We start from the raw sequence: 25,702 nt of genomic DNA, 5'->3' as shown, positions 1-25,702 counted from the left end.
TCGAATGTGTTCGCAAGCCCAAGCTCGGCTAGAATCACCCCCATGGCACGTACGAAATCCCCGAAGCCCGCGCGCGCAGAACAGCCGAGCGGCGAAGAGGCTCCGAACCCGGTGTGGTTCAAGCCCGTCATGTTCGGCTTCATGCTCGTCGGGCTCGCCTGGATCATCGTGTTCTACGTGAGCCAGGGCCGCTTCCCCATCGCCGACCTCGGCTCGTGGAACATCCTCATCGGCTTCGGCATCGCCTTCATCGGCTTCCTCATGACCACCCGCTGGCGCTGACCGGCTCGACGACACCCAAGAGAGGGGCGGATGCTGCGGCATCCGCCCCTCTCTCGTGTTGCCGCTCCTGCCGAAGACGGCCAGCGGGAAACCAGGTTTATCCACAGGTGTGGAAAAGCCGGTCATCCCCTCGTCCCCCGAAATGACGACAATTACACCTGTGTAACTCTCCCCAGCTGTGGAAACTCCTGTGGATAACTTCGAACGGCGTCAGCCGATCGGCAGCAGGAAGTACCGGAAGCTCAACAGCACGAGCACGAGTGCAACCGCGACGAGCAGCCAGATCTGCAGCTTCTGCTGCGAACGCTTGCGAGTCTCGATGAAGATCAACCCGATGACCGCGCCGACGGCGAGGCCGCCGAGGTGCGCCTGCCAGGCGATGTTGAAGCCGGGTACGAAGCCGATCACGAGGTTGATGCCGAGGAGCACGAACAGCTGCGTCGTCTGCCCGCCCATTCGCCGCTGGATCACGAGGAACGCACCCATGAGGCCGAAGATCGCTCCTGAGGCGCCGACCACCGCGACGCGAGGATCGCCGAGCCAGAGCACGCCGATCGAACCGCCCAACCCGGCGATGAGGTACAGGGCCAGGAACCGCCATCGCCCGAGCAGCCCTTCGAGCAGCTGTCCGAAGATCCACAGCGTGTACATGTTGAGCAGCACGTGGAAGATCAGGCCGGTGGAGTGCACGAAGATCGACGTGATCATGCGCCACGGCTCGAGATTGCCCGGCAGCGAGTAGACGCCCGCGTACAGCAGCCGATCGGTGATCGCGAGCCCGGGCACGAGTTGCAGCAGGAATACGGCGAATGTGATTCCCATGAGGGAATACGTGACCACGGGGGCTCCACGGCCTGCCGCGGAGCGCATGCGGGTCAGGACCGCCGGCTTCGTGCGTGGAGCCGTGGCCCGCTGCTCACGCATGCACTCGGGGCAGACGACTCCCACCGCGGCTTGGGTCTGGCACTCGGGGCAGATCGTGCGCCCGCACCGTTGGCACAGGATGTAGCTCTGCCGATCGGGATGCCGATAACAGAAGTTCGCCCGATCAGGCCCCGAGTCGCTCACCCGCGGTTCAGAGCTGCTCGACGGTGACGCTCTCGATGACGATGTCCTCGAGGGGCTTGTCACGACCGTCGGTCGCGACCGCGCCGAGACGGTCGACGACCGCGCGACTCGCCTCGTCGTTCACTTTGCCGAAGATCGAGTGCTTGCCCTGCAGCCATGTGGTTGGGCCGGTGGTGATGAAGAACTGCGATCCGTTGGTGCCGCGCCCCATCTGAATGCCGGCGTTGGCCATCGCGAGCACGTAGGGCTCGGTGAAGTCGAGCTCGGGGTTGATCTCGTCGTCGAACTGGTAGCCGGGACCGCCGACGCCCTGACCGAGCGGGTCGCCGCCCTGGATCATGAATCCGGGGATGATGCGGTGGAAGATGACCCCGTCGTAGAGGGGTGCTGTGGACTTCTCGCCCGTGGCGGGGTGGGTCCACTCGATCTCGCCGGTGGCGAGGCCGACGAAGTTCTTGACCGTCTTCGGGGCGTGGTCGCCGTAGAGGTCGACCTTGATGGGGCCGTGGTTGGTGTTGAGCGTCGCAACTGCGGTGGGAATCGGCATCCTCATATTCTGTCACGGGCCGATTCGTCAAGCCGCATGCCGTATTCGGACTCCCACCCCGCTTCCAGCCGTTTCGATGGCAAGATGGAGGAGTTCGCTCACAACGATGGAGGTCGAGATGAGCCTGTCACGCAAGCGCCGGAAGGAACTCAAGCGACTGCAGAGCAACGCTGGGGAGCTCTGGGAGAACCAGCAGCACGTGCTCGAGCACGCGAACGCCGTCGCTCGCGAGGCGAGCCGCCAGCTCGGTCAGCTCACGCGCGAAGAGGTCGTTCCCCGGGTACGCACCGGCTACGAAAGTTATGTTCGGCCGGGGGTCCAGCAGGCCGGCCGAGTCGCTCGCAGCGCCGGTGACACCGTCGAGCGCACAGTAGGCACCGCCCTCGGTTCCGTGCTGTCGATCGGCGACATCGCCAACGATGCGCGGGTCCGTCGCGCCATCGAGCGGGTCTCGCCTCGAGCGGCAGCCGTGGTCAAGCAGAAGAACGGCCCGGGCTTCGGCACGTACCTCGCCATCGGCGCCGGTATCGTCGCCGCCGCAGGTGTCGCGTACGCCGTGTGGCAGACGTTCCGCGCCGACGACGAGCTCTGGGTCGCCGACGATGAGCCGTCCGCGGCATCTCCGAGCGACATCTGATCGCTCTCAGCTTCACCGATGGCCCCGCCTGATCAAGCGGGGCCATCGTCGTTCCGCGACCCGAGATCTCAGTGCGGGCACTGACTTTCAGCGAATCTGAGAATTCACCTTGCGGTTGGCGTGAAGATCCCGCTAATGTCGACACCGGTGTTCTTGCACCGAACTTGAGAGGAGTTGATACCCATGATGAAGCACATCTTCACGCCAGCGTTTGCCGCGGCCCACACGGGAGTCCTCCTTTCGTCTCGGGCCTGCTAGCAGTTCGCCCCGGGCATCACGCGCACTCGCGCTGACCGCCCACTCCGCCCTTCGGGCGTGACCCTGCGGTAGCCACCGCGCTTCCACTGGCGACTTCGGTCGCCGACGTCACCGATCGTGACGAACGGATGCTCCGGTGAGCTGCCAACCCTGGGTCATGCTGCCCGGCGCTCGAGTTCGAGCGCGCGCATCGCCTGCCTCGCCGGCCGACGATCGCCCGCGCCGGCGCCACCCCGACGATCCGCTGCTCGAAGCGATCGCTCTCGGCAGCGTTCCGCGATGCCGTCCGGCGACGACACCTCACACTCGTCGCCAACAACGCACCACCACACAACACACAACACATCAGAAGGAATCACCGTGAATACGAGTACTCTCATCGCCGGTCGCAGCCCACAGGCCCAGACCGTCACCCTCCGTGCTGATGCACGTCGGCTGCGCGAACGCGTCGCTCGCCGTGTCGGGCTCGCCCTCATCGCCTGGGGTCGTCGTCAAGACGAGCAGCGCAGCCACTCGGCGAGCTCCGAGCGTCGACACAACGAGCTGGTCGCGGCGCGCCTCCAGGCCGCCGAGTTCCAGCGCATCGCGCTCATCGCGCAACCGATGATCTGATTCCCATGCAGACCATCACGCACCCCCACAGCCGGCCCCCGCGGGCCGAGGTCGTCGCACACGCGACGGCATCGACCCCCGGGGAGCTCGGCGTCTCGCGGTCGTGTCGCGAACGGTTCACCCGGCACAGCCGGACCGTTGACGACACGGCCGCGCGTTTCACCCGGATACTACGAACCCGCTCCCGGTGGAACACCGTCGACCGGTTCGGCCGCGTTCAATCGAAGAGCGATGTCGAGCAGGCTGACCCGCTTGAGCTGCGGCACATCGTCGAGCGCGAACCAACGCGCCTCATCGCTCGATCCGTCGACCTCGTTGCGGAGCGCCCCTCCGACGACAGTCGCCCGGTACACCACGCGCATCGCGTAGAGGGGCGAGGCACCGACGTGACGCTTCGCTGCAGGCACGATCATCGTGTCGATGCCCAAGAGGCGATCGATCGATGCCTCGTAGCCGGTCTCCTCGGCGATCTCCCGACGGGCCGCAACGACCGGGTGCTCGGCACCCTCGATGCCGCCACCCGGCAGGGTCCACCCCGATCGGCCGTGCTCGTTCCAGTGCGACAGCAGTATGCGGCCGTCTTGGATGATGACCCCGTACGCAGCGATGCGGATGTCCATTCGGACACTGTAGCGGCACCCAGTTCGCGTGCCGCGGTACCTGGTCGTTGCCGTGGCTACTCCCTGACCTCAAGCTGTGGATATTCGTCGGCGGCAAAGGTCGCTTCGCCATCGATGTCGTAGACGTCGAGCCGAACGTCGTACTTCGAACCCCACCAGCCCGGACTCGTCGCACGGGTGTTGACGAAGTGTTCCCCGGATTCCACCTGCGAGTAGCGGATCGTGACGGAAACCCCATCAGAGCTGCGCGTGTCGAGTTCCATTGCACCCCACTCATCTGTAGCCACCTGTTGCACACCCCATCCTCTTGCGCTGAGCGAGTCGGCGAGGGTCGCGAAATCGAGCACGCCGGAGGACTCGAAGACGAAGCGCGCATCCAAGGAGTAACAATCGGTTGCTGCCGTAGCCCATGGGCACTGACTCGAGGATGTCGAGTGCGCCTCCGCGCCGGTCCAGTCGCTTGGCGAGATGAGTCCGCGGACCTCCGAGAGAGCCTGCTGCGTCGCCTCGTACCGTTTCCGATCGAGGTCGTCCCGGGCGTCGCGATCCCGCGCTTCGGCAGCTGCGAAGGTGTCGCCACTCGCGTCCACGGCTGATGCTCCGAGGCGAGCACCGGCCACGCACGTCGCGATGAGGGCGACCGGGATCAGGAATGCGGCAGCCCAGGCCACGATGATGCTTGCGCGATGCGGGTTCTTCGGCTCCTTCTTCGCTCGCACTATCGCGATCATCAACACCGCGATCCAGGCAAGGATCGCAGCAGCGGCACCGCCGACCATGAGCGCCGCCTCGATCACGGACGGCAGGCTCTCGCCCGACAGGGTATTGAAGATCGAAGGCAGCGGGGCGCTGTCCGTCGCGCCGGGCATTGCGCCCCCGAAGCAGATCCACCCCCACCAGATGACGAACAGGAGCGGGACTATCGGCAGCGGGGTGCTCAGATGACCCCGTTTCCGGAGCAAGAAGCGAGGAAGCGCTCCAAGGAGCGCTGTCCCGGGGACCAGCACCACCGAGGCGGGAATGAGCACCAGGCTCTCCCAACCTCCGTTTCCCAGCAGGCCGTGCAGACACACGAACGCCGGCACGATCCAATTCATCCACGGCCAGATCTCCCAAGTGAGCCGGGCGATCGACCGTTCCAACTCTCGAGATGCCCGCGGCGGCAGGGCCTGAATTCGACGACCCTCCGCTGAGATCGACGGATCGATCACACCTGCACCCCAACTTCTCGGATCATCGGATCATCCTGTCAGAAGTGAAGCGATTCGTGCCTGGAGGGCTCAACAGGCTCGTCCGACAGCACCGGTGGACCTACCGGCCCCACGTTACTCTCGGACGCGCGGACGTCATCGACGTTGATCGGCAGGGCCCGTTGGGGAAGCCTGGCGGTCACGGAGGAGAAAGAAAACTGTGGAGCCTGGGAGAATCGAACTCCCGACATCCTGCTTGCAAAGCAGGCGCTCTACCAACTGAGCTAAGGCCCCGAGTGGAATGCCGCGCATTCCTGGGTTATGAAGTTGTGGAGTGGGGATACGAGGACTTGAACCTCGGACCTCTTCGTTATCAGCGAAGCGCTCTAACCGCCTGAGCTATATCCCCGAATTTCGGCCGAAGGAAAGACTACCGGACGTTCTGGCAATCTCCGAATCCGGCCGAAGTCGACGTCAGTTGTTCGTGAAACCGACGAGGATGCCGCCCGTGATCTTGACGCTGAGGTTGTAGAGCACGGCGAGAATCGCACCGAGCGCAGTCGTCACGACCAGGTTGAGCAGCGCGGCGACGACGGCGAAGCCCATGACGTTGCCGAGCGACAGGATCGACGTGAGGTCGCCGCCGGCGCCGGCGACGTCTTGCACCAGCTCGTTGAGCTTGTTGAAGATGCCCGTCGAGTTCAACACCGTGTAGATGAGGAACGTGGCGACGATGCTGACCACGGCAAGGCACACCGCGATGAGGAACGACAGCTTCACCGCCGACCAGAAGTCGATGTAGACGAGCCGAAGGCGCACCTGCTTGGCAGGGGTCTTTCGGTTCGATTTGCGGGCCAGCTTCTCGGCGACGCTACTCATGTACGGCTACTCCTCTCGCGCGGGCTCGGCCGCTTCGGACTCTGCGGCCTCCTCCACGAGATTCCGTTCGGAATTCTTCGCGATGGCGATGATTCGGTCGTCGTCCGCGAATTTCGCGAACACGACACCCATCGTGTCCCTGCCTTTGGCGGGAACCTCGGCGACGTCAGAGCGTACCACCTTGCCACTGGCAAGAACCACAAGCACCTCGTCGTCGTGGCCGACGATGAGCGCGCCTGCAAGATCGCCTCGATCGTCGCTCAGCTTGGCCACCTTGATGCCGAGTCCACCGCGATTCTGCAGGCGGTACTGGTCGACGGCGGTGCGCTTGGCATAGCCGCCCTCAGTGACGACGAAGACGTACCGAGCGTCGTCGTCATCAGCGGAGACCTCGGCCTGGACATCCTGCGCGACCTCGGCCTGCGAGCCCGCGACGACGGATGCCTCGAGCAACTGGTCGCCCGCCCGGAACGACATGCCCTTCACACCCGAGGTCGACCGGCCCATCGGGCGGAGGGCCTCATCCGTCGCCTCGAAGCGCAGGGACATGCCCTTCTTCGAGACGAGCAGGATCTCGTCGTGCTCGTCGGCGAGCATCGCCGAGACGAGCTCGTCGCCGTCACGCAGGTTGATCGCGATGACACCGCGCGAACGGTTGGTGTCGTACGCCGTCAGGTCGGTCTTCTTCACCAGCCCGTCGCGCGTGGCGAGCACGAGGTACTGCGCGACCCCGTAGTCGCGGATATCGAGGATCTCGGCGATCTGCTCGTCGGGCTGCATCTCGAGCAGGTTCGCGACGTGCTGGCCCTTGGCATCGCGGCCGGCCTCTTGGATCTCGTAGGCCTTCGCGCGGTACACACGGCCCATGTTCGTGAAGAACAGCAGCCAGTGGTGCGTCGTGGTGACGAAGAAGTGCTCGACGACGTCGTCGGCGCGCAGTTGCGCGCCCTTCACGCCCTTGCCGCCCCGGTGCTGCGAGCGGTAGTTGTCGCTGCGCGTGCGCTTGACGTAGCCGCCGCGCGTGACCGTGACCACCATCTCCTCTTCGGGGATGAGGTCCTCGACCGCCATGTCGCCATCGAAGCCGGGCACGATATGGGTGCGACGCTCATCGCCGTACTTCGCGACGATCTCGGCGAGCTCTTCGGAGACGATCGTGCGCTGACGGTCGGGCGAGGCGAGAATCGACTCGTAGTCGGCGATCTCCGCGGCGATCTTCTCGGCCTCTTCGTTGATCTTCTGCCGTTCGAGGGCAGCGAGGCGGCGCAGTTGAAGATCGAGGATCGCTCGCGCCTGCAGTTCATCGATGTCGAGCAGCTCGATGAGCCCGTCGCGGGCGTCTTCGACGGTGGGCGAACGGCGGATGAGTGCGATGACCTCGTCGAGTGCGTCGAGCGCTTTGAGGTAGGCCCGCAGGATATGCATGCGCGCCTCGGCCTCGCGCAGCAGGAACTGCGTGCGCCGAACGATGACCTCGATCTGGTGGTCGACCCAGTGCGCGATGAACCCGTCGATCGAGAGCGTGCGCGGGATGCCGTCGACGATCGCGAGCATGTTCGCGCCGAAGTTGTCTTGCAGCTGGGTGTGCTTGTAGAGGTTGTTGAGCACGACCTTCGCCACGGCGTCGCGCTTCAGCACGATCACGAGGCGCTGGCCGGTGCGACCCGAGGTCTCGTCACGGATGTCGGCGATGCCGCCGACCTTGCCGTCTTTCACGAGATCGGCGATCTTGATCGCGAGGTTGTCGGGGTTCACCTGGTACGGCAGCTCGGTGATCACGAGGCACGTACGGCCCTGCAGCTCTTCGACCGAGACGACCGCACGCATCGTAATCGAGCCGCGGCCGGTGCGGTACGCGTCGTTGATGCCCTTCACGCCGAGGATCTGCGCCCCGGTCGGGAAGTCGGGCCCCTTGATGCGCTGGATCAGCGCCTCTTGCAGCTCTTCGCGCGAGGCCTCGGGGTGCTCGAGATACCACTGGGCTCCGGATGCCACTTCGCGCAGGTTGTGCGGCGGGATGTTCGTCGCCATGCCGACGGCGATGCCGACCGAACCGTTGACGAGCAGGTTCGGGAAGCGCGCAGGCAGGATCGATGGTTCCTGCGTGCGGCCGTCGTAGTTGTCTTGGAAGTCGACGGTCTCCTTCTCGATGTCTCGAACCATCTCGAGCGCGAGCGGAGCCATCTTCGTCTCGGTGTACCGGGGAGCGGCCGCGCCGTCGTTGCCCGGCGAGCCGAAGTTGCCCTGGCCGAGTGCGAGCGGATAGCGCAGGCTCCACGGCTGCACGAGCCGCACGAGCGCGTCGTAGATCGCCGTGTCGCCGTGCGGGTGGAACTGGCCCATGACGTCGCCGACGACGCGGGCGCATTTCGAGAAGGCGCGGTCCGGTCGATAGCCACCGTCGTACATCGCGTAGATGACGCGTCGGTGCACGGGCTTCAACCCGTCGCGCACGTCGGGCAGGGCGCGCCCGACGATGACACTCATCGCGTAGTCGAGGTAGGAGCGCTGCATCTCGAGCTGCAGGTCGACCTGGTCGATCCTGCCGTGCACGCCGGGGCCCTCGTACCCCTCGTCGCCGGGGTTGATCACATCAGATGTCAAGGAAACGCACGTCCTTCGCGTTCTTCTGGATGAAGTTGCGGCGGCTCTCGACGTCTTCGCCCATCAAGGTGGAGAAGATCTCGTCGGCAGCGGCCGCGTCGTCCATGGTGACCTGCAGCAGCGTGCGGGTCTCGGGGTTCATCGTGGTTTCCCACAGCTCTTGGTGGTTCATCTCGCCGAGACCCTTGTAGCGCTGCACGCCGTTGTCTTTCGGGATCCGCTTGCCCGACGCGACGCCCGCATCGAGCAGCGCGTCGCGCTCCTTGTCGGAGTAGACGTACTCGTGATCGGCGTTCGTCCACTTGAGCCGGTAGAGCGGCGGCTGCGCGAGGTACACGTACCCGAACTCGATCAGCGGGCGCATGTAGCGGAACAGCAGGGTGAGCAGGAGCGTCGTGATGTGCTGGCCGTCGACGTCGGCATCGGCCATGAGCACGATCTTGTGGTACCTGGCCTTGTCGGTGTTGAAGTCTTCACCGATGCCCGCACCGAACGCGGTGATCATGGCCTGCACCTCGGCGTTGCCGAGCGCGCGGTCGAGCCGGGCCTTCTCGACGTTCAGGATCTTGCCGCGGAGCGGCAGGATCGCCTGGGTCTCGGGGTTGCGTCCCTGCACGGCGGAGCCGCCGGCCGAGTCTCCCTCGACGATGAAGATCTCGGAGAGCGACGGGTCTTTCGACGAGCAGTCCTTGAGTTTGCCGGGCATGCCGCCCGACTCGAGCAGTCCCTTGCGACGAGTCGCTTCGCGAGCCTTGCGTGCGGCGAGACGAGCGGTCGCCGCCTGGATCGCCTTGCGGATGATGTCGCGTGCCTGGGTGGGGTTGCGTTCGAACCAGTCGCCGAGCTGGTCGGCGGTGACCTTCTGGACGAACGACTTCGCTTCGGTGTTGCCGAGCTTCGTCTTCGTCTGGCCCTCGAACTGCGGCTCGGAGAGTTTGACCGAGATCACCGCGGTGAGACCTTCGCGCACGTCGTCGCCGGAGAGGTTCTCGTCTTTCTCCTTGATGATGCCCTTCTCGCGGGCGTACTTGTTCACGAGCGTGGTGAGCGCCGATCGGAAGCCCTCTTCGTGTGTGCCGCCCTCATGGGTGTTGATCGTGTTCGCGTAGGTGTGCACCGACTCGGTGTACGACGTCGTCCACTGCATCGCCACCTCGAGCGCGATCTTGCGATCGGTGTCTTCGGTCTCGAACGAGATGATCTCGTCGTTCACGACATCGGACTTCTTCGAACGGTTCAGGTACTCGACGTAGTCGACGAGGCCCCGCTCGTACATGAAGGTATCGGTGCGCTGACCGGGAGGTCCGGCCTCTGCTTCGCTCGCTGCCGTATCGTCGGGATCGATCTCGACGTGGCCGACGCGCTCATCGGTCAGGGTGATCCGCAGGCCCTTGTTGAGGAAGGCCATCTGCTGGAATCGAGCACGCAGCGTCTCGTAGTCGAACTCGACGGTCTCGAAGATGTCGGCGCTCGGCCAGAAGGTGATCGTCGTGCCGGTCACGTCGCTCGGCTCGTCTTTCGAGAGCGGGGCATCGGGCACGCCCACCGTGAACGACTGGCGCCAGACATGGCCTTGACGGCGAACCTCGACATCGAGCTTGGTGGAGAGGGCGTTGACGACGGATGATCCGACGCCGTGCAGCCCGCCGGAAACGGCATACCCACCACCACCGAACTTGCCGCCCGCGTGCAGCACCGTGAGCACGACCTCGACAGTGGAGCGGCCCTCGGCCTTGTGGATGTCGACCGGGATGCCTCGACCGTCGTCGATGACGCGCACGCCGCCATCGGGAAGGATCGTGACGTCGATGGTCGTGGCATGGCCCGCAAGCGCTTCGTCGACCGAGTTGTCGACGATCTCGGAGACGAGATGGTGCAGGCCTCGGGGACCCGTCGAGCCGATGTACATACCCGGCCGCTTGCGAACCGCTTCGAGGCCCTCGAGTACCTGGATCTCATCAGCACCGTAAGCCGGTGACTGGGCCTTCGTGGGTTCCGCTGTCATGTGTGAATCGGGCTCCTGACCGTCATTCTGGCGACTCTCGATCCTATCAAATCAGGGGTCGACGGGTGCCGTGAAGCGCCGATCTGGGGCGATAACAGATTCGAAGTGACCGAATTTGCCTGCCTAGCCGTAGGTATCGCGCGGACCACGCCCTGGAACCGATCTGGGGCCCCTTTTCCAGGTGGGGGCATCAGGGCCTTGAAAGCGAATGGTCTCGACGCCGGCGCCCGGGAACCGCGTCGTGATTTCGGTGAGCAGTTGCGTGCGCATCATGCGCAACTGGGTCGCCCACGCGGTCGATTCGCACCGCACCTGCAGCATGCCGCCCTCGATCGCGATCGGTTCCGAGTGACGTGCGGTCTCTTCGCCGGCGATGTCAGCCCATGAGGCGAGCACGTCGTGCTGCGAGAGCGGACCGTTCCAGCCGAGCTGGGTGCTCAGCGAATCGATCGTGTCGGCCAGGGGTCTCGGGTCACGCCCCGGCGTGAACGGCTGGCTGCCCGACGCTTCGCGTGTGCGTACCCGACCAGGCCGGCCCGTGCGGGATCGTGGTTCGCCGCCGAAGATCTCACGGAAGTGCTGGTAGACGCGTGACGCTTCAGACATCGCTCACCTCCCCGGCGCTGAGCTCTGAAGCCATCGAAGGGCCGCCATCACTCCCGGGCATTCCCGGATCGAGAATGCGACCACCCTCGATGTGCACGATTCGCGCGGTGAGCGGTGCGGGAACGTCTTCGATCACCGCGGCCGTCACGAGCACCTGCTCGAAGCCGACGATGGCACTCGCGAGACGTTCGCGCCGCAACCGATCGAGTTCGGCGAAGACGTCGTCGAGCACGAGCACCGGGTCGCCGGTCATCGAGTCGCGACGGAGAAGCTCAGCCGAAGCCAGCCGGAGCGCGAGCGCGAACGACCATGACTCGCCATGACTCGCATACCCCTTTGCCGGCAAACCGTTGAGCAACAGCACGACGTCGTCGCGGTGCGGGCCGACGAGCGTGACACCGCGCTCGAGTTCTTTCGGGCGAAGCGCCTGCAACGCATCGGCGAACCGCTCGCGAGTGCCCGACCCGGGGTCGGAGAACGCGGTCGACGTGTCGGGCTCACCGTCGGGGTCGGCACCGTCGATCGAGAGTGACGGGCTCATTCCCGGCGAATGATCCGCGTCCACGATCGATCGGTACGCCGCCGCAAGGGGCTCGCGAAGCTCTGCCACGAGCGCCAGCCGCTGGTCGATGAGCTCGGAACCGAGTGTCACGAGGCGTTCGTCCCAGATGTCGAGCGTCGTCAGCTTGTCGACCGCGAGGCCGCGTGCGCGTGCGCTCTTCAACAGCGAGTTCCGTTGCTTGAGCACGCGTTCGTAGTCGGTCATGACGCCGGCGAGCCGAGGGGTGCGCTGCACAAGCAGCTCATCGAGCAGCCGGCGCCGCACCGACGGCTCGCCCCGTACGATCGCCAGGTCTTCGGGAGCGAAGAGCACGCTGTGCGCGTATCGCGGGAGCTCTCTCGTCTTCACCGGCGAACGATTGAGTTGCGCCCGATTTGCACCCTGGCGGTTCAGTTGCAACTCGACGAGGAGCTCACGATCACCGTGCGACAGCAGGGCCCGCACGATCGCGGCGTCGGCGCCAGCCCTGATGAGTGCCTGGTCACCCGAGACGCGGTGCGAACTCAGAGTGGCGAGGTAGCCGATCGCCTCGACGAGGTTGGTCTTGCCCTGTCCGTTGCGGCCGACGAGCACCGTGGCACCCGGTCCGAGCTCGAGATCGGCCCGTTCGTAGTTGCGGTAGTCGGTCAGTGAGAGCCGGGTGACGTGCACGTTCGACTCCCTTCGACGACGAGGCATCCGGATGCCACGCGGCCGCCGGAATCGCAATTCACCACGCTACCCCGCACCGCCGACTCGGCTCGCGTTGATCGAGTAGCGAGCGTATCGAGATCGCCATCGGCTCTCGATACGCTCCTTCGTCGTTACTCGACCGGCGTTGGTGTCATCGCAGCAACAGGTTCGGCTGCAGCAGGTAGCGATAGCTGTCGGCACCCGCCTGTTCGCGAGAGGACTGACTCGTGATGAGCACCGGACCCGGCTTGTTGGGATTCTCGGTCTTCGTGAACGAGACGCGCACGAACTCCGAGTGCACGGCGCCGAGACCGTCGAGCAGGAACTGCGGCTTCAACGACACCACCGTGTCGTCTCCAGTGAGGATCGCGTCGATCGACTCCGAGGCCTGAGCCTGCTCGCTGCCGATGGCCTCGAGGGTGAGCCCGTCTGCGGTGAAGCTGTAGCGCAGCGCCGCTTCTCGCTCGAGCACGAGCGCGACACGACGGGTGGCTTCGATGAGTTCGGCCGTGTTCACGACCGCGTAGTTATCGACCGTCTCGGGGAAGAGCCGACGTACGGGCGGGAAATTGCCCTTGATCAGCAATGAGGTGACGGTCTTCTTCTCAGCGCTGAAGGCGATGAGCTCGCGGTCGTCGCGGCTCGTGATCGAGACGGAGATCGTGCCGGAGTGGCCGAAGGTCTTGCCGACCTCCTGCAGGGTGCGTGCCGGCACGAGGGCGGTGACGGTCTCGTCGCCGGCGACAGTGCCCCCGTCCCAGTCGAGCTCCCGCACCGCGACGCGGTAACGGTCGGTGGCCACGAGACTCAGGTTGTTCGCGTGAACCTCGAGCTGTACGCCGGTGATGACCGGGGTGACATCGTCGCGCGAGGCCGCGACGGCGACCTGTGCGACGGCGGCGGCGAATTCTTCGGCTGGAACGACACCGGATTCGGGACCGATCTCGGGAATCGACGGATATTCCTCGACCGGCATCGACAACAGGGTGAAGCTCGCGGATCCGCAGCTCACGGAGATGCGGCTGTCTTCGGTCGCCACCCGCACGGGTGCGTTCGGCAGTCGGCCGGCGATCTCGGCGAGGAGTCGCCCGGAGACCAGCACGGTTCCGGTCTCTTCGACGTCGGCCTGGATCTCGGTCTGCGAAGACACCTCATAGTCGAAGGAGGACAGCACGAGTCCGTCGGCGTTCGCCTGGATCAGCACTCCCGACAGGATCGGCAACGTGGTGCGCTGGGGCAGCAGTTTGACGGCGAAGGAAACGGCCTCACTGAAGACGTCGCGGTTGACCTGGAACTTCACGGTTCTCCCGTCGTGGATGTCGCTGGGTGGCTCCCATGCTATCCGCAGAGTTCGGCTCGACGTGGGGCGAATCGATGATGGCGCGGTGCGGCCGCGACTGTCGAACGAGGTCCGTCGATCTCGAGGTTGTGGGAATCTCCCCTTAAACCATTAACTCTTAACAGTGTTAACCGCTGTGGAAACTGTGGATGGTGTTCGGAGACCCGCGGAACGACGCCGAACGCGGACCATCGCAACTGTGCACAGTGTGTGGGTTCATGGGCGGATGACTCCTGCCGTCGCCGAATGCATGACACTGTTCTGCACAGGCAGAGCCCCTGTCTCAACAGGCACTGGGCGGTTGCCCCTTAACAATCCACAGGTTCTCCACAACTGTGGGAATCGTGTTGAATCGACGCGGAACAGGCGTCGGTGCCCGTTTTCGGGCGCGCTGAATGAGTCGGACCGCATCCGAACTCAGCGGTAGCGGCTGACCTGCTTGATGCGCGCGGTGAGCTCGGTGACCTGGTTGTAGATGGAGCGTCGCTCCTTCATGAGTTCCGAGATCTTCTTGTTCGCATACATGACCGTGGTGTGATCGCGATTGCCGAAGAGCTGACCGATCTTCGGCAGCGACAGGCTCGTGAGTTCACGGCAGAGGTACATCGCGATCTGACGAGCGGTGGCCACGGCTTGCGATCGGCTCGAACCATAGAGGTCGTCGACGGTCAACTTGAAGTAGTCGGCGGTCGCCGTGATGATGTCGACCGGCGAGACGACATTGTCCGAGTCATCCGTGATGAGGTCTTTCAGGACCGTCTGTACGAGGGGCATGTCGACCGGCGTGCGGTTCAGGCTCGCGAAGGCCGTGACACGGATGAGCGTGCCCTCGAGCTCGCGGATGTTGCTCGACACCTTCGACGCCATGTATTCGAGGATGTCGTCGGGTACCTGGAGTCGCTCGGATTGCGCCTTCTTGCGGAGGATCGCGATGCGCGTCTCGAGGTCGGGTGCCTGCACGTCGGTGATGAGTCCCCACTCGAACCGGCTGCGCATGCGATCTTCAAAGCCGGTCAGGTGCTTGGGAGGCACATCGCTCGTGATCACGACCTGCTTGTTGTGATCGTGCAGGGTATTGAAGGTGTGGAAGAAGGCTTCCTGGGTCTCCGCTTTACCCTGCAAGAACTGGATGTCGTCGATCAGCAGGATGTCGATGTTGCGGTAGCGCTGCTGGAAGAGCGAGCCGCGGTTGTTCGCGATCGAGTTGATGAAGTCGTTCGTGAACTCCTCGGAACTCACGTACCGCACTCGGATGCCCGGGTAGAGGCTCATCGCGTAGTGGCCGATCGCGTGCAGGAGGTGCGTCTTGCCGAGCCCCGAGTCGCCGTAGATGAAGAGCGGGTTGTAGGCCTTCGCCGGAGCCTCCGCCACGGCGACCGCTGCGGCGTGGGCGAAGCGGTTCGACTGCCCGATGACGAAGCTGTCGAACGCGTACTTCGGATTCAGCCGGGTGTCGCGAGACGCGACCGGATTGGTGTTCTCGAACACCGATTGCGGTGAGGCGGGCATCTCGACCGGGTCGAGCAGTTCATCGACGAACGGTGACTGCGGCTCGGGAGCCCGTGACTCTTCGAGCTCGGGATTGACGACCACGTAGAACGATGTCACCGGAGAGGGTGCCTCGACCACGCTCATCGCAGAGAGCAGCGACACACGCATGCGCTGGTTCAGCATGCTCGCTGTGAAATCGTTCGGCACCTCCAGGTAGAAGGTGCCGGCCGCGATTCCCTTCGGTTCGACCAGATTGAGGAAGCCCTGCAGCATCGGGGTGATCGCGTCGTCGTCTGACAGCCGATCGAGGATCGTCGCCCACGTATCCGAGATGGGCTGTTCTGTCATCGTTCCCCGCATTCAATCCGGTGCCGTCGTCTGCCGCTCATCGATCCCCCGATCGACGGAGCAAGCGGCGCGAGGCGAGTGTTCAGTAGGTTATCCACCCCCTGTGGGGAGAAATCGGAAGAAGCCCGAGATTCCGCGCACCGAGCTGGGGATAACTGGTGTCAAACGCTATCCAATGAAGTCGTCCGCGACAAATGCCGTTTGAGGGATTCGACTGCGTCGGCGTGTCGTTCCACAGGCGATCCCGAGGTTGGCGCGATACTGTCTCTTTTGCACTGCGCTCGGTCGAATGAGGTTCAGTTTGACCGCGAGGCCGCGAGGCCGTAGTTTTAATCAGTTGACCCCAGCCCATCAGGGCACCCAGTTTTCCCGCCTTCGCGCTGTAGAGCGATCCCGGCGAGGAGATCCGAACGCCGGAGAAGAAGAATGAGCAAGCGTACTTTCCAGCCGAACAACCGTCGTCGCGCCAAGAAGCACGGCTTCCGCCTTCGCATGCGCACCCGCGCCGGCCGTGCCATCCTGTCGGCACGTCGCGGCAAGGGCCGCACCGAGCTCTCCGCATAGTTCTTCGGTGCTCGCCAAGGCCAATCGCATCACGAGCGCCGACGACTATCGAGTCATCGTGCGCCGCGGTGCGAAGGTTGCCGGGGCCCACACCGTGAGTTATGTGCGCTCACGGGAGTCGGGCACCGACGCGCGCTTCGGCTTCATCGTCTCGAAGAAGGTCGGCGGCGCCGTTCGTCGCAATCTCGTGCGCCGCCGCCTGAAGGCGGTCTGCCACGAAGCGCTGGGTGAGGGCATTGCCGACGTCGACGTGGTCGTGCGCGCTCTCCCGTCGGCATCCGACGCCCGGTGGAGCGAGATCCGATCCGAGGTGCTCGGCGCTCTCGCACGACGTCGCACGCGAGCTTCAGCTACCCCGGTTCCGGAGAAGGGCGAATAGCGTGAAGAACGCCGTCCTCTTCGCCGCGCTCATCCCCCGAAATCTCGGCGTGCTCGTCATCCGCGGCTATCGCGCGGTGATCTCGCCGCTCTACGGCGACGTGTGCCGCTACTACCCGTCCTGTTCGGCATACGGTCTCGGCTCTGTTCAGCAGCGCGGCCTCCTCATAGGATCGGTGCTCGCCGCGTGGCGGATTCTCCGTTGCAACCCCTGGACCGCGGGCGGCATCGATGACGTTCGGCAGGCCTCTCACTCGCGGTATCGCGTGACCGACTTCGGCTGGGTGCTTCCAGCGGGGCACGGGTCATCGGATGCCGCGGAACCGGCGTTCGCCGCGACCGCTCACCACGAGCACACGCACGATCGCGATTTCGCGCACCTCTCCCCCACCGTGTCCCGAAAGGACTGACTCAACCACATGGACATCATCAGCATTGTCCTCTGGCCCATCAAATGGGTCATCGAGCTGATCCTCGTCGCGTTCCACTCTTTGTGGGGGTTCGTCGGGCTCGACCCCGACGCTGGACTGACCTGGGTGCTGTCGATCGTCGGTCTGGTCATCGTCGTTCGTGCCGCTCTGATCCCGATCTTCGTTCGGCAGATCAAGAGCCAGCGGCGCATGCTCGAGGTTGCGCCACAGCTCAAGAAGATCCAGGACAAGTACAAGGGCAAGAAAGACCAGTTCTCTCGCGAGGCGATGTCCCGCGAGACGATGGAGCTCTACAAGAAGACGGGCACAAACCCGCTCTCCTCCTGCTTGCCGCTGCTTCTGCAGATGCCGATCTTCTTCGGCCTCTTCTCGGTACTCAACGATGCCTCGATCCATTCCGATCGCGGTGGAGTCGGCGTGCTCACACCGACGCTTGCCGACTCGTTCTCGAACGCCGTGTTCTTGGGTGCACCCCTCAACGAAACCTTCATCAACGCATGGAACAACGGGTTCCAGCCGTGGCAGGTCATGGTGGTCGCGAGCGTCATGATCGTGCTGATGACGGCGTCGCAGTTCATCACGCAGCTGCAGATCGTGTCGAAGAACATGTCGCCCGAGACCAAGGCGAGCCCGATGTTCCGGCAACAGCGCATCCTGTTGTACCTGCTTCCTCTCGTCTTCGCGTTCTCCGGTGTCGCCTTCCCCATCGGCGTCATGTTCTACTGGCTCGTTTCGAACTTCTGGACCATGGGTCAGCAGTTCGTGGTCATCCGCAACATGCCGACTCCGGGCAGCGAGGCGGCGAAGGCGCGCGAGGAGCGACTCGCACGCAAGGGCAAGCTCGTGGTCGAAGAGAAGACCGAGATCGAGCCGCAGGAACCGAAGAAGACGCAGCGCCAGCAGCCCGTCAGCAAGAACCGCGCGAAGAAGCAGGGGAAGTAGACCCATGACCGACATACAGAACGAGACCGTCGACCGGTCGACCGCGCAACTCGAAGAAGAGGGCGATATCGCGGCCGACTACATCGAAGAACTGCTCGACATCATGGACCTCGATGGTGACATCGACATCGACGCCCGCAACGGGCGCGCATACGTCTCGGTCAACGCAGGCGAGGGTGCGAATCTCAATCTGCTGTCGAAGCCAGACACGGTCAGTGCGTTCCAAGAGCTCACCCGTCTCGCCGTCCAGACGAAGACCGGTGCGTTCTCGCGCCTGATCCTCGACATCGGTGGATCGCGTGACGCGCGACGCGATGAACTCGCAAGCCTGGTCGAGCGGGCGTCCGAGCGCATCGAAGGCGGAGCGGCCGAGGCGTCTCTGCCGGCGATGTCGTCGTATGAGCGCAAGCTGGTGCACGATCTCGTCGCTGAGCGCGGACTCCACTCAGAGTCGCGCGGCGAGGGTGCCGAGCGCCACACGGTCATCACTCGCGTGGGCTGATGTTTCACGTGAAACCATGACCGACGACGTCGAACCCGTGCTGGAGCCAGAGCCTGCTGCAGCCGCCGTGCTCTTCGGGGAGCACATCGAATCCGGACGCGCCTTCGCGGAGGCGCTGGCACGGCACGGTGAGGAGCTCGGCCTGATCGGCCCGCTCGAACTCCCCCGACTCTGGACGCGGCACGTGCTCAACAGTGCACTGGTGGCGCCCCTGCTGCACCCTGGTCGAGTCGGTGATGTCGGCTCGGGTGCCGGTCTCCCCGGTCTGGTCCTTGCGATCATCCGCCCCGACGTCTCGTTCACCCTGATCGAACCGATGGAACGTCGCGTCGCGTGGCTCGAGCGTCAGGCGGGCGAACTCGGACTCGAGAACGTGACCGTCGTCAGGGCTCGCGCCGAAGAATCGAAGCTGTTCGACTCACTCGATCAGGTGACTGCGCGAGCAGTGAGTGCGCTCCGTACCCTCATTCCCGTAACCGCTCCCCTGCTTCGTCCGGGCGGTGAGCTCGTGCTCATGAAGGGCGCCGGCGTCGACGGCGAGATCGGTGCCGCCGAGAAGGTCATCCGCAAGCATCAACTCCATGATGTCGAGGTGCTCGTACTCGGCGAGGGTGTCGTGTCCGAGGTGACCAGGGTCTTCCGCGCTACCGCGCGCTGAACGCTTGGGCGTGACGTCCACCGACGCGCCATGGTCGCTGCCCATCAGGTCGACGTCGATCACGCCGGACGCATGAGGTTGCCGGGTCGGAGTCGATGCGGCAGCCGGTATCGCTTCAGTTCTCGGTACGCGGCTCTGCCAGACCTCGCCGACCTGAATTACGATCGAGGGTCCGCCCCCGTTCTTCACTGAGCGATTGAGTCGAGCAACAATCGGGCGGGCGGGCGAGAGTGCGTGGTGCGCAGATCATCGACCTTCCTCGACGCGCACTGTCGGGACTCGGTGTGCGTGTTCGCGGCGACCGCCAGTGACCGGCATTCGTGACGCGTGCTTCCCAGATCGACGTAGGGATGCGTTTCACGTGAAACGAAGAGGGGCGTCACCATTCCCCGGCACTTCCACCCGATGGCGGTCTCGCCCTGGACTCAGCAGAGCGATGATCTCGTGCATGACCCCGTCGCGTGCCGAAGTCCACCGGCGCTCTCGAAACTCAGCCTCAGTGTCACGGCAGGGGTCTGCGAGTCGGAGCGGACGTCTTCGCTTTGATGGACGTGTACGAGAACTCCACACGTCCGGCCGCTTCTCAGCTTGGGACCAGCTGAGCCATCCGGAGTGGACCGGCTCTCGCGTCAGGCGCTTCGGTGCCGGTCGGTGACTCGTCCTCGCAGTCTTCGGCGCACACATCGTCCGTGTTGGAGTGCACCCAGATCGAGCGAGAGGGTCATCGCCGGTGACGGCCCACGCTTGGGCAGTGCCGGTTGCCACCGCCGAACCACGATCGTCACTCGCCGGCGATCCGCGCCCCCAGTTCTTGTTCGGATACCCGGCGATCAGGCTCTGGCTTGATATCTCGGCACCAGCAGTGCCGTGCCGCAGTACCGTTCGCGATGGCGAAGGGAGCGCCACGCCCAACGAGTGTGGCCCACCCGTGTCGTCGCGGTTGAACTCATGCTCCAGCGGTGCGCGGAAGCCTCGGGTCCCGACGGGTCCATCGCCTTGCGGCCGACCACTCCCCTAGGGCGTGTGGATCAAGTCCGATCTGATCCAGATCAGCGATGGGCGGAGCGTTGCAAGTTTCAACGTCAGTGGCAGAGCGTAACCTCGGCCCGGTGGCAGTGAACAAGACTCTCCGACCCCGCGTCGTGATGATGTGCGGGCCAGGTGGTGCTGGCAAGACCACCTATGCCAAGCGCCTGGAGCGCGAGGGTTGGACGCGTTTGTCGTTCGAGGTGGAGTTCTGGGATCGCGGAATCACGACGATGCCCTCCACCGACGTGGTCGCCGAGGTGTCCGCAGACCTGAAGGCGCGCTTGCTGCGCCACGTCGCGGCTGGGAACGACGTCGTGCTCGACTTCGGATTCTGGTTCCGGCGACAACGCGATGAGTTCCGCGCACTGCTCGCACCCCAGGGCATCGCGCCGGAGACTGTCTATATCGCAACGACCCTCGACACCATCCTGAGCCGAGTCGGTGACCGACACGGGAGGCGGGCGGACGATTGGCCGCTCACCGAGCAGACGGCGACGGAGTACTTCGAGCGGTTCGAGCCGCCGACGCCCGAGGAGGGGCCGCTCGAGGTGGTCCGCTACGCCGTGTGAGCCAGATCGGGCTTGATCCAGATGAGCGTGGCGGCGAGGGTGATCGCGGCATGGTGGGCGCGGGCGGTCTTGTCTGAGGGCATCGCGATGCCTCGCCATTGTTTGAGCTCGTTGAAGCACCGCTCGACGACGTCGCGGCTCTTGTAGCGCTCCTTCTGCTCGTCGCCGAACTCGATCGGTCTGCCGGGCGTCTTCCGGCGGTGCTCGATCTGGTCGTCGCGTTCGGGGAGCGTCGCGGCGATCTTCCGCTCCCGCAGCCAAGCCCGGGTCTTCTTCGACGGGCAGCCCTTGTGCGCGATCACGCGATCGGGACGCTGACGCGGCGGGCCAACCGGACGCGGCACGCTGATCTGATCGAGCGTGGCAGCCATCATCGTCGTGTCGTTGATGTCCCCGCCGGTGATCACCCAGCTCAACGGACGCCGGTGGCCGGCCGCGGTCGCACCGTGCTGGTGCACGCGCGCGATAGAGAGCCGATCGACACCACCCATTCGAGCTTCCAGGCCGCGTCGGACTTTCTGCACCTCAGCGAAGAGCGTCTCCCAGGTGCCGTCCTCGGCCCAGCACGTGAAGCGCTTGTAGATCGAGTTCCACTTCCCGAACCGCTCCGGCACATCCCGCCAGGTCGCACCCGTGCGGCACTTCCAGGCCATACCCTCGACCGCGAGTCGATGATCCGTCCACGGTCGCGAACGCACCACCGGCACCGGCACCAACGGCTCCAGAACAGCCCAAACCTCACCCGGGATCGACGGCCCGTCGGGATTGTGTGCCCCGCCGCCCAGTGCGCCTGAACGCACTCGCCGGTGTGTACTGCGGCCGCTCCACGGTCTTCGCCAGACGACCCTTCCCTTCCCCTCACCCGCCCCACAGCCGCGTCGAGTGCCACCACGCCAGCGCATTCTCAAGCCTGGATCGCCTTCAACGGGATTGCCCGCGCAAATGACACCGCGCATGTGAGGCCGATGCATATCACTCTCGTGGTCACAACCGGCTCATGTTTCACGTGAAACACCTTCATGTCCCTCGAGCGCGTTCGGCCTTCAGTGACAGCGACCAACGGAATGAACATCAGCCAGTGAGGCCGGCGGGCTCATTCGCGATACGTTCGCTCCGGGTAGCCGGGGCATGTTTCACGTGAAACACCCTCGATGAGCGTCCACTCACCAGCGCCGCAGCATTCGCATGGCGAGGGCCACCGGACCTCTTCGGCCGCTAACCGGTTCGTACGTCCGGTTCGAGTTGCCAGGCCGCTCCCCCAATGTCCGTCAACATCAGGCTGAGAAGCTCGACACGACGTCTCGCGAACCATGTCCGCTCATCTCAACGCTCCTTGCGCGAACCCACCGACCACGCTGCCACTTCCGCCCCCGCGGCGATCGACGGCATCCACGCCGTTCGAACTGCCCAGTCCTGCAGGTGATGCACGTCCCGCTGCGCTCGGCCGACTGACCCTCCGACCAGCGCTGGTCTCTGCTGATCTCCGTGCCCGGTCACCGACATGCTGGGACGCGATCGAGTCCGCGCACCGCTGTGCCGCGCGCGTCTGGAAGTGCAGGGATTACGCTCCGGCTGGGAGCTGTTGCGACCCATAATCAACCGCGCCCCATTCGCAGGGCCTGCGGTCCTCCGACACTTCAGGCGGTGCGCACGGCGAGATCGTCTCGCCGAGAGACCAACACGTTGCGTACTCCTGCCGAGTGCCCGACAGTTCGTGCAACTCGGAGCCTTGGTTCGCCGTCGCGCCCACTCCGCCGAGGAAGACCCGCCCGTGCCGAGCGTACGATGCCGGGCACTCGCACCCCGCAACGCCCACGCCCCTTGACGCCGAAGGCACGGACCGACGGTCTATGAACCCTCCCGATGCCGCCCGGGAGTCTTTCCCAGCGAGGATCAGTCCGGATCTCGTCCCAGTTCGCTCGTCGAAAGGTCGAGAGTCGGTTGCGGCGGTTAGGCTGGACTCTCGGGTCGAGACCTCCGGAGATCACCGGAAACTCCCTCGGCACACGGTTGGAGCGGTCGGTATGGCACAAGGCGGGGGACGTGGCTGGTTTCACCGCAAGCGCCCTCAGCCCACGCCAGAAGAGATGAACAGCAACACAGATCATTCAGGTCCGGCTCCCGAACTCGAGGCCACGCGGTCCGCGCCCGAATCGGCAACCGCCGAGTCTCTCCCCTCGATTCGCCCAGCGGGCATTGCGAAGCAGTACCCCGCCTGGAGCCCAGAAGCTCGTGTCAGCTCGACGGTCGATATCCCCACCGCGGCCGGGGAGCAGATGACCATTGATACGACGCCGACGATCATCGATCCTCATCAGACTGACGTCTCTGCGGAAGACACCCCGGCAGCACCGTCTCATTCACCGGCGCCAGGTCGCGAGGTCGTCGACCCGGCTGCAGCGGCGACGAGCATCGATTGGGATGCGGCGACGGCAGCCGCACTCACTGACGAAGCCGAGCCACTCAGTGCTCGCGATGATCCCCGCGCAGCTCCCGCGCCCGACCGGCTGCTTGAAGACCTGATCCGCGAGATCGTCGGTGATGCAACGGCTGACACGGCGTCGGCGCTGCACCCGGCGCGGGCGTTGGATGAGGCAGACGATGCGCTCACCACGAATGCGAGTGAGATCGACTCCGTGATCCCATCTGCCGAGCGTCTCCCGCCGGCGCACCCGTTCGGAACGACCGAGGCACCATCGACGCTCGCCGCCACGGTGTATCCGCGACCAGTTGACAGTCCGGCGTCACCGGCGGCCGCACAGAGGCTTGATGAGCCCCAACGATTCGACGCTGCCCTCGGGCACGATCAGGCCGCTGACCCCGCATCCATCGCGCGACGCGGTGAACCGGCCATGAACGAACGCGATGCCCCGCTCGCGCACGCAAGCGCGAACACCCGCGAGTCCCCCACTCCCGTCCCCGAAGCCCCCATTCACGACCCAGATGTTTCACGTGAAACGTCTCCACAGCACGGAGGAACTCCCCTGGCTTACGAACTCGCCGACGAGACGCGTCGGCGCATTGCCCTCGAAGAAGCGGTCCTTCCGCTGCCCCCTTCGACTCGCGTGCTGACGATCTCCAATCAGAAGGGCGGCGTTGGCAAGACGACGACTGCCGTGAACCTGGCAGCCGGACTGGCTCGATCTGGAGCCCGGGTGCTCGTGATCGATCTGGATCCGCAAGGAAACGCCTCGACCGCTCTCGGCGTCGACCATCGCTCGGAGCGCAAGAGCGTCTACGAGGTACTCGTCGCCGATCTCGCACTCGCGGAAGTCGTGCAGAAGTCGACTGAGCACGAGCTGCTCGACTGTGTACCCGCCACCATCCATCTCGCCGGCGCGGAGATCGAGCTGGTCTCGCTCGTCGCCCGAGAGCAGCGTCTCCGACGTGCCCTCGACGCACATCTCGCAGCGATGGAGCATCCCTACAACTACGTGTTCATCGACTGCCCACCTTCCCTCGGGCTCCTGACGATCAATGCGTTCGTCGCCGCTCGCGAGGTGTTGATCCCGATCCAGTGCGAGTACTACGCACTCGAGGGGCTCTCCCAGCTTCTCAGCAACATCGAGCTCATCGAGAAGCACCTGAATCCCGAGCTCCGGCTCTCGACGATCCTGCTGACGATGTACGACTCCCGCACGAATCTGGCTCAACAGGTCGCTCAAGAGGTTCGCGACCACTTCCCGACCCAGACGCTGGCGACGATCATCCCCCGCTCGGTTCGAGTGTCGGAGGCACCGAGCTATGGGCAGAGCGTGATCAGTTACGACTACGCGTCGAGCGGTTCCCTGTCGTACCGAGAGGCAGCCGCGGAGATTGCACGTCGCGGAGCTGCGAAACCCGAGGAGTCGAACTAATGGCAACCAAACGAACCGGACTCGGCCGCGGAATCGGCGCTCTGATTCCGAGCGGTGACGACAGCAGCCGGGCGCGTCCTGTCGACGTCTTCTTCCCTGATTCCGAGTCGCAGCCGACGGCAGCGGTCGCGGTCGTCGAGCAGGCTGCGGCGAACGAGGGCCTGCTCAACGTTCCCGGCGCTCATCTGGCGCGCCTCGATCCGAACGACATCGTTCCCAATGCCCAGCAGCCGCGGAGCGTGTTCGACCCCGACGACCTGGCCGAACTCGTGCACAGCGTGCGCGAGTTCGGGGTGTTGCAACCGATCGTCGTTCGACGTCACCCCGACCTTCCCGGCAAGTACGAACTGGTCATGGGCGAGCGGCGACTTCGGGCGACGAAGGCGGCCGGGCTCGACACGATTCCCGCCGTGGTGAAAGACACCGCGAATGAAGACATGCTGCGCGATGCGCTGCTCGAGAACCTGCATCGGTCCCAGCTCAATCCGCTCGAAGAGGCCTCGGCCTACCAGCAGCTCCTTGCCGACTTCGGCATCACGCAAGAGCAACTTGCCTCGCGCATCGGTCGCTCACGGCCACAGATCTCGAACACGCTCCGTTTGCTCAAGCTCCCCGAGGCCGTGCAGCTCCGTGTTGCCGCTGGGGTGCTGACCGCTGGTCATGCCCGAGCCATCCTCTCGATCGGCGATGATGCTTCGGCGATGCAGCGCTTCGCCGACAAGATCGTCAACGAGGAGTTGTCGGTTCGAGCAGCCGAGGCCGTCGCCACGAAGGAGCCCAAACCGTCACGGCCGAAGCCTTCCGCCGGCAAGCGCCAGGATTTCCTCGAGGATCTGGCGAATCGTCTCGGCGATCGACTGGACACCCGCGTCAAGATTGCGCTTGGCGCTCGAAAAGGCCAGATCACAGTGGATTTCGCAACAGTGCAAGATCTTCGCCGCATCCTCACGGAACTCGGAGAGAATCTCGATGGCGTGTGACAGAAATTCACGCGGAGAATCGTTCCTGACGAACTGAAATCAGGCGGTTCGCCCCGCCGCCGGATCGTTCGA

Annotated in this window: 24 protein-coding genes and 2 tRNA genes; 12 read left to right on the top strand and 14 right to left on the bottom strand. The window is 64.7% G+C overall.

All coding sequences use genetic code 11. The features are described from left to right. Positions 1 to 42 precede the first annotated feature (42 nt). Complete coding sequence (locus AC6CH0_RS04970; protein ID WP_498098656.1) at positions 43 to 282, top strand: cell division protein CrgA; 240 nt, start codon at positions 43 to 45, stop codon at positions 280 to 282. Positions 283 to 492: 210 nt separating this feature from the next. Here AC6CH0_RS04970 and AC6CH0_RS04965 read toward each other — a convergent pair whose 3' ends face one another. Both AC6CH0_RS04965 and AC6CH0_RS04960 read right to left on the bottom strand, forming a co-directional pair. Beyond that, complete coding sequence (locus AC6CH0_RS04965; RefSeq protein WP_498098655.1) at positions 493 to 1,104, bottom strand: rhomboid family intramembrane serine protease; 612 nt, start codon at positions 1,102 to 1,104, stop codon at positions 493 to 495. A gap of 253 nt (positions 1,105 to 1,357) precedes the next feature. After that, positions 1,358 to 1,897: a peptidylprolyl isomerase gene (locus tag AC6CH0_RS04960; RefSeq protein WP_498098654.1), complete on the bottom strand. Its 540-nt coding sequence runs from the start codon at positions 1,895 to 1,897 to the stop codon at positions 1,358 to 1,360. A gap of 118 nt (positions 1,898 to 2,015) precedes the next feature. Here AC6CH0_RS04960 and AC6CH0_RS04955 point away from each other — a divergent pair, with 118 nt between their 5' ends. Next, entirely contained in the window at positions 2,016 to 2,534 is a 519-nt protein-coding gene (locus AC6CH0_RS04955) for a DNA helicase (RefSeq protein ID WP_498098653.1), read from the top strand. A gap of 618 nt (positions 2,535 to 3,152) precedes the next feature. Next, a complete protein-coding gene (locus AC6CH0_RS04950) occupies positions 3,153 to 3,404 on the top strand; it encodes a hypothetical protein (RefSeq protein WP_498098652.1) in 252 nt (83 codons plus the stop codon). Between the two features lie 170 nt (positions 3,405 to 3,574). Here AC6CH0_RS04950 and AC6CH0_RS04945 read toward each other — a convergent pair whose 3' ends face one another. The 11 genes from AC6CH0_RS04945 to dnaA all read right to left on the bottom strand — a co-directional run bounded on the left by AC6CH0_RS04945 (position 3,575) and on the right by dnaA (position 15,720). Then, the gene (locus AC6CH0_RS04945; RefSeq protein ID WP_498098651.1) at positions 3,575 to 4,024 is read right to left on the bottom strand and encodes an NUDIX hydrolase; all 450 of its coding nucleotides are present in this window, start codon (positions 4,022 to 4,024) and stop codon (positions 3,575 to 3,577) included. Between the two features lie 56 nt (positions 4,025 to 4,080). Then, positions 4,081 to 5,235, bottom strand: a complete 1,155-nt coding sequence (locus tag AC6CH0_RS04940; protein ID WP_498098650.1) for a hypothetical protein — start codon at positions 5,233 to 5,235, stop codon at positions 4,081 to 4,083. A gap of 200 nt (positions 5,236 to 5,435) precedes the next feature. Next, positions 5,436 to 5,508 (bottom strand) — tRNA-Ala (locus AC6CH0_RS04935). Between the two features lie 41 nt (positions 5,509 to 5,549). Continuing rightward, a tRNA-Ile gene (locus tag AC6CH0_RS04930) sits at positions 5,550 to 5,623 on the bottom strand. Between the two features lie 65 nt (positions 5,624 to 5,688). Then, positions 5,689 to 6,093, bottom strand: coding sequence for a DUF3566 domain-containing protein (locus AC6CH0_RS04925; RefSeq protein WP_498098649.1), 405 nt, complete (start codon positions 6,091 to 6,093; stop codon positions 5,689 to 5,691). A 6-nt stretch (positions 6,094 to 6,099) separates the two neighbouring features. Continuing rightward, entirely contained in the window at positions 6,100 to 8,607 is a 2,508-nt protein-coding gene (gene gyrA, locus AC6CH0_RS04920) for a DNA gyrase subunit A (RefSeq protein WP_498101032.1), read from the bottom strand. A 79-nt stretch (positions 8,608 to 8,686) separates the two neighbouring features. Further along, positions 8,687 to 10,702, bottom strand: coding sequence for a DNA topoisomerase (ATP-hydrolyzing) subunit B (gene gyrB / locus AC6CH0_RS04915; RefSeq protein WP_498098647.1), 2,016 nt, complete (start codon positions 10,700 to 10,702; stop codon positions 8,687 to 8,689). A gap of 123 nt (positions 10,703 to 10,825) precedes the next feature. Then, entirely contained in the window at positions 10,826 to 11,308 is a 483-nt protein-coding gene (locus tag AC6CH0_RS04910; RefSeq protein WP_498098645.1) for a DciA family protein, read from the bottom strand. Beyond that, positions 11,301 to 12,521, bottom strand: a complete 1,221-nt coding sequence (recF, locus tag AC6CH0_RS04905; protein ID WP_498098643.1) for a DNA replication/repair protein RecF — start codon at positions 12,519 to 12,521, stop codon at positions 11,301 to 11,303. Before recF ends, AC6CH0_RS04910 begins: the two co-directional genes overlap by 8 nt. Positions 12,522 to 12,693: 172 nt before the next feature. Beyond that, positions 12,694 to 13,842, bottom strand: coding sequence for a DNA polymerase III subunit beta (dnaN, locus tag AC6CH0_RS04900; protein WP_498098642.1), 1,149 nt, complete (start codon positions 13,840 to 13,842; stop codon positions 12,694 to 12,696). Between the two features lie 456 nt (positions 13,843 to 14,298). Then, positions 14,299 to 15,720 (bottom strand): chromosomal replication initiator protein DnaA, encoded by a 1,422-nt coding sequence (gene dnaA / locus AC6CH0_RS04895; RefSeq protein ID WP_498098641.1) that lies wholly within the window; start codon positions 15,718 to 15,720, stop codon positions 14,299 to 14,301. A 426-nt stretch (positions 15,721 to 16,146) separates the two neighbouring features. On the opposite strand from dnaA, the gene rpmH reads away from it, so the two are divergent. The 7 genes from rpmH to AC6CH0_RS04860 all read left to right on the top strand — a co-directional run bounded on the left by rpmH (position 16,147) and on the right by AC6CH0_RS04860 (position 20,793). After that, positions 16,147 to 16,284 carry a 50S ribosomal protein L34 gene (gene rpmH, locus AC6CH0_RS04890; protein WP_022892375.1) on the top strand — a complete coding sequence of 46 codons (138 nt, stop codon included), beginning with the start codon at positions 16,147 to 16,149 and terminating at the stop codon, positions 16,282 to 16,284. A 7-nt stretch (positions 16,285 to 16,291) separates the two neighbouring features. Continuing rightward, on the top strand, positions 16,292 to 16,663 hold the full coding sequence (gene rnpA / locus AC6CH0_RS04885; protein WP_498098640.1) for a ribonuclease P protein component: 372 nt from the start codon (positions 16,292 to 16,294) through the stop codon (positions 16,661 to 16,663). 1 nt (position 16,664) lies between these two features. Continuing rightward, positions 16,665 to 17,072, top strand: coding sequence for a membrane protein insertion efficiency factor YidD (gene yidD, locus AC6CH0_RS04880; protein ID WP_498098639.1), 408 nt, complete (start codon positions 16,665 to 16,667; stop codon positions 17,070 to 17,072). Positions 17,073 to 17,081: 9 nt separating this feature from the next. Continuing rightward, a complete protein-coding gene (gene yidC / locus AC6CH0_RS04875) occupies positions 17,082 to 18,035 on the top strand; it encodes a membrane protein insertase YidC (protein ID WP_498098638.1) in 954 nt (317 codons plus the stop codon). 4 nt (positions 18,036 to 18,039) lie between these two features. Further along, positions 18,040 to 18,537 carry a Jag family protein gene (locus AC6CH0_RS04870; protein WP_498098637.1) on the top strand — a complete coding sequence of 166 codons (498 nt, stop codon included), beginning with the start codon at positions 18,040 to 18,042 and terminating at the stop codon, positions 18,535 to 18,537. 16 nt (positions 18,538 to 18,553) lie between these two features. After that, the gene (gene rsmG, locus AC6CH0_RS04865) at positions 18,554 to 19,195 is read left to right on the top strand and encodes a 16S rRNA (guanine(527)-N(7))-methyltransferase RsmG (protein ID WP_498098636.1); all 642 of its coding nucleotides are present in this window, start codon (positions 18,554 to 18,556) and stop codon (positions 19,193 to 19,195) included. 1,055 nt (positions 19,196 to 20,250) lie between these two features. Beyond that, complete coding sequence (locus AC6CH0_RS04860) at positions 20,251 to 20,793, top strand: P-loop nucleotide/nucleoside kinase family protein (RefSeq protein WP_498098635.1); 543 nt, start codon at positions 20,251 to 20,253, stop codon at positions 20,791 to 20,793. Here the strand turns inward: AC6CH0_RS04860 and AC6CH0_RS04855 are convergent. Next, entirely contained in the window at positions 20,781 to 21,593 is an 813-nt protein-coding gene (locus tag AC6CH0_RS04855) for a transposase (RefSeq protein WP_498098634.1), read from the bottom strand. The genes AC6CH0_RS04860 and AC6CH0_RS04855 overlap by 13 nt on opposite strands. Positions 21,594 to 23,645: 2,052 nt before the next feature. Between AC6CH0_RS04855 and AC6CH0_RS04850 the strand changes: the two genes are divergently transcribed. Continuing rightward, positions 23,646 to 24,650 carry a ParA family protein gene (locus AC6CH0_RS04850; protein ID WP_498098633.1) on the top strand — a complete coding sequence of 335 codons (1,005 nt, stop codon included), beginning with the start codon at positions 23,646 to 23,648 and terminating at the stop codon, positions 24,648 to 24,650. After that, positions 24,650 to 25,630, top strand: coding sequence for a ParB/RepB/Spo0J family partition protein (locus AC6CH0_RS04845; RefSeq protein ID WP_498098632.1), 981 nt, complete (start codon positions 24,650 to 24,652; stop codon positions 25,628 to 25,630). The genes AC6CH0_RS04850 and AC6CH0_RS04845 overlap by 1 nt, the downstream gene beginning before the upstream one ends. Positions 25,631 to 25,702 lie beyond the last annotated feature (72 nt).

The organism is Agromyces sp. GQ35 (assembly GCF_059758475.1).
This window is presented reverse-complemented; position numbering and strand designations above follow the sequence as displayed.

Coding starts and splice junctions, on each gene's coding strand:
- AC6CH0_RS04970 (WP_498098656.1), top strand. CDS start 43: ATGGCACGTACGAAATCCCCGAAGCCCGCGCGCGCAGAACAGCCGAGC.
- AC6CH0_RS04965 (WP_498098655.1), bottom strand. CDS start 1,104: ATGGGAATCACATTCGCCGTATTCCTGCTGCAACTCGTGCCCGGGCTC.
- AC6CH0_RS04960 (WP_498098654.1), bottom strand. CDS start 1,897: ATGCCGATTCCCACCGCAGTTGCGACGCTCAACACCAACCACGGCCCC.
- AC6CH0_RS04955 (WP_498098653.1), top strand. CDS start 2,016: ATGAGCCTGTCACGCAAGCGCCGGAAGGAACTCAAGCGACTGCAGAGC.
- AC6CH0_RS04945 (WP_498098651.1), bottom strand. CDS start 4,024: ATGGACATCCGCATCGCTGCGTACGGGGTCATCATCCAAGACGGCCGC.
- AC6CH0_RS04925 (WP_498098649.1), bottom strand. CDS start 6,093: ATGAGTAGCGTCGCCGAGAAGCTGGCCCGCAAATCGAACCGAAAGACC.
- gyrA (WP_498101032.1), bottom strand. CDS start 8,607: ATGCAGCGCTCCTACCTCGACTACGCGATGAGTGTCATCGTCGGGCGC.
- gyrB (WP_498098647.1), bottom strand. CDS start 10,702: ATGACAGCGGAACCCACGAAGGCCCAGTCACCGGCTTACGGTGCTGAT.
- AC6CH0_RS04910 (WP_498098645.1), bottom strand. CDS start 11,308: ATGTCTGAAGCGTCACGCGTCTACCAGCACTTCCGTGAGATCTTCGGC.
- dnaA (WP_498098641.1), bottom strand. CDS start 15,720: ATGACAGAACAGCCCATCTCGGATACGTGGGCGACGATCCTCGATCGG.
- rpmH (WP_022892375.1), top strand. CDS start 16,147: ATGAGCAAGCGTACTTTCCAGCCGAACAACCGTCGTCGCGCCAAGAAG.
- yidC (WP_498098638.1), top strand. CDS start 17,082: ATGGACATCATCAGCATTGTCCTCTGGCCCATCAAATGGGTCATCGAG.
- AC6CH0_RS04870 (WP_498098637.1), top strand. CDS start 18,040: ATGACCGACATACAGAACGAGACCGTCGACCGGTCGACCGCGCAACTC.
- rsmG (WP_498098636.1), top strand. CDS start 18,554: ATGACCGACGACGTCGAACCCGTGCTGGAGCCAGAGCCTGCTGCAGCC.
- AC6CH0_RS04860 (WP_498098635.1), top strand. CDS start 20,251: ATGGGCGGAGCGTTGCAAGTTTCAACGTCAGTGGCAGAGCGTAACCTC.
- AC6CH0_RS04850 (WP_498098633.1), top strand. CDS start 23,646: ATGAACGAACGCGATGCCCCGCTCGCGCACGCAAGCGCGAACACCCGC.
- AC6CH0_RS04845 (WP_498098632.1), top strand. CDS start 24,650: ATGGCAACCAAACGAACCGGACTCGGCCGCGGAATCGGCGCTCTGATT.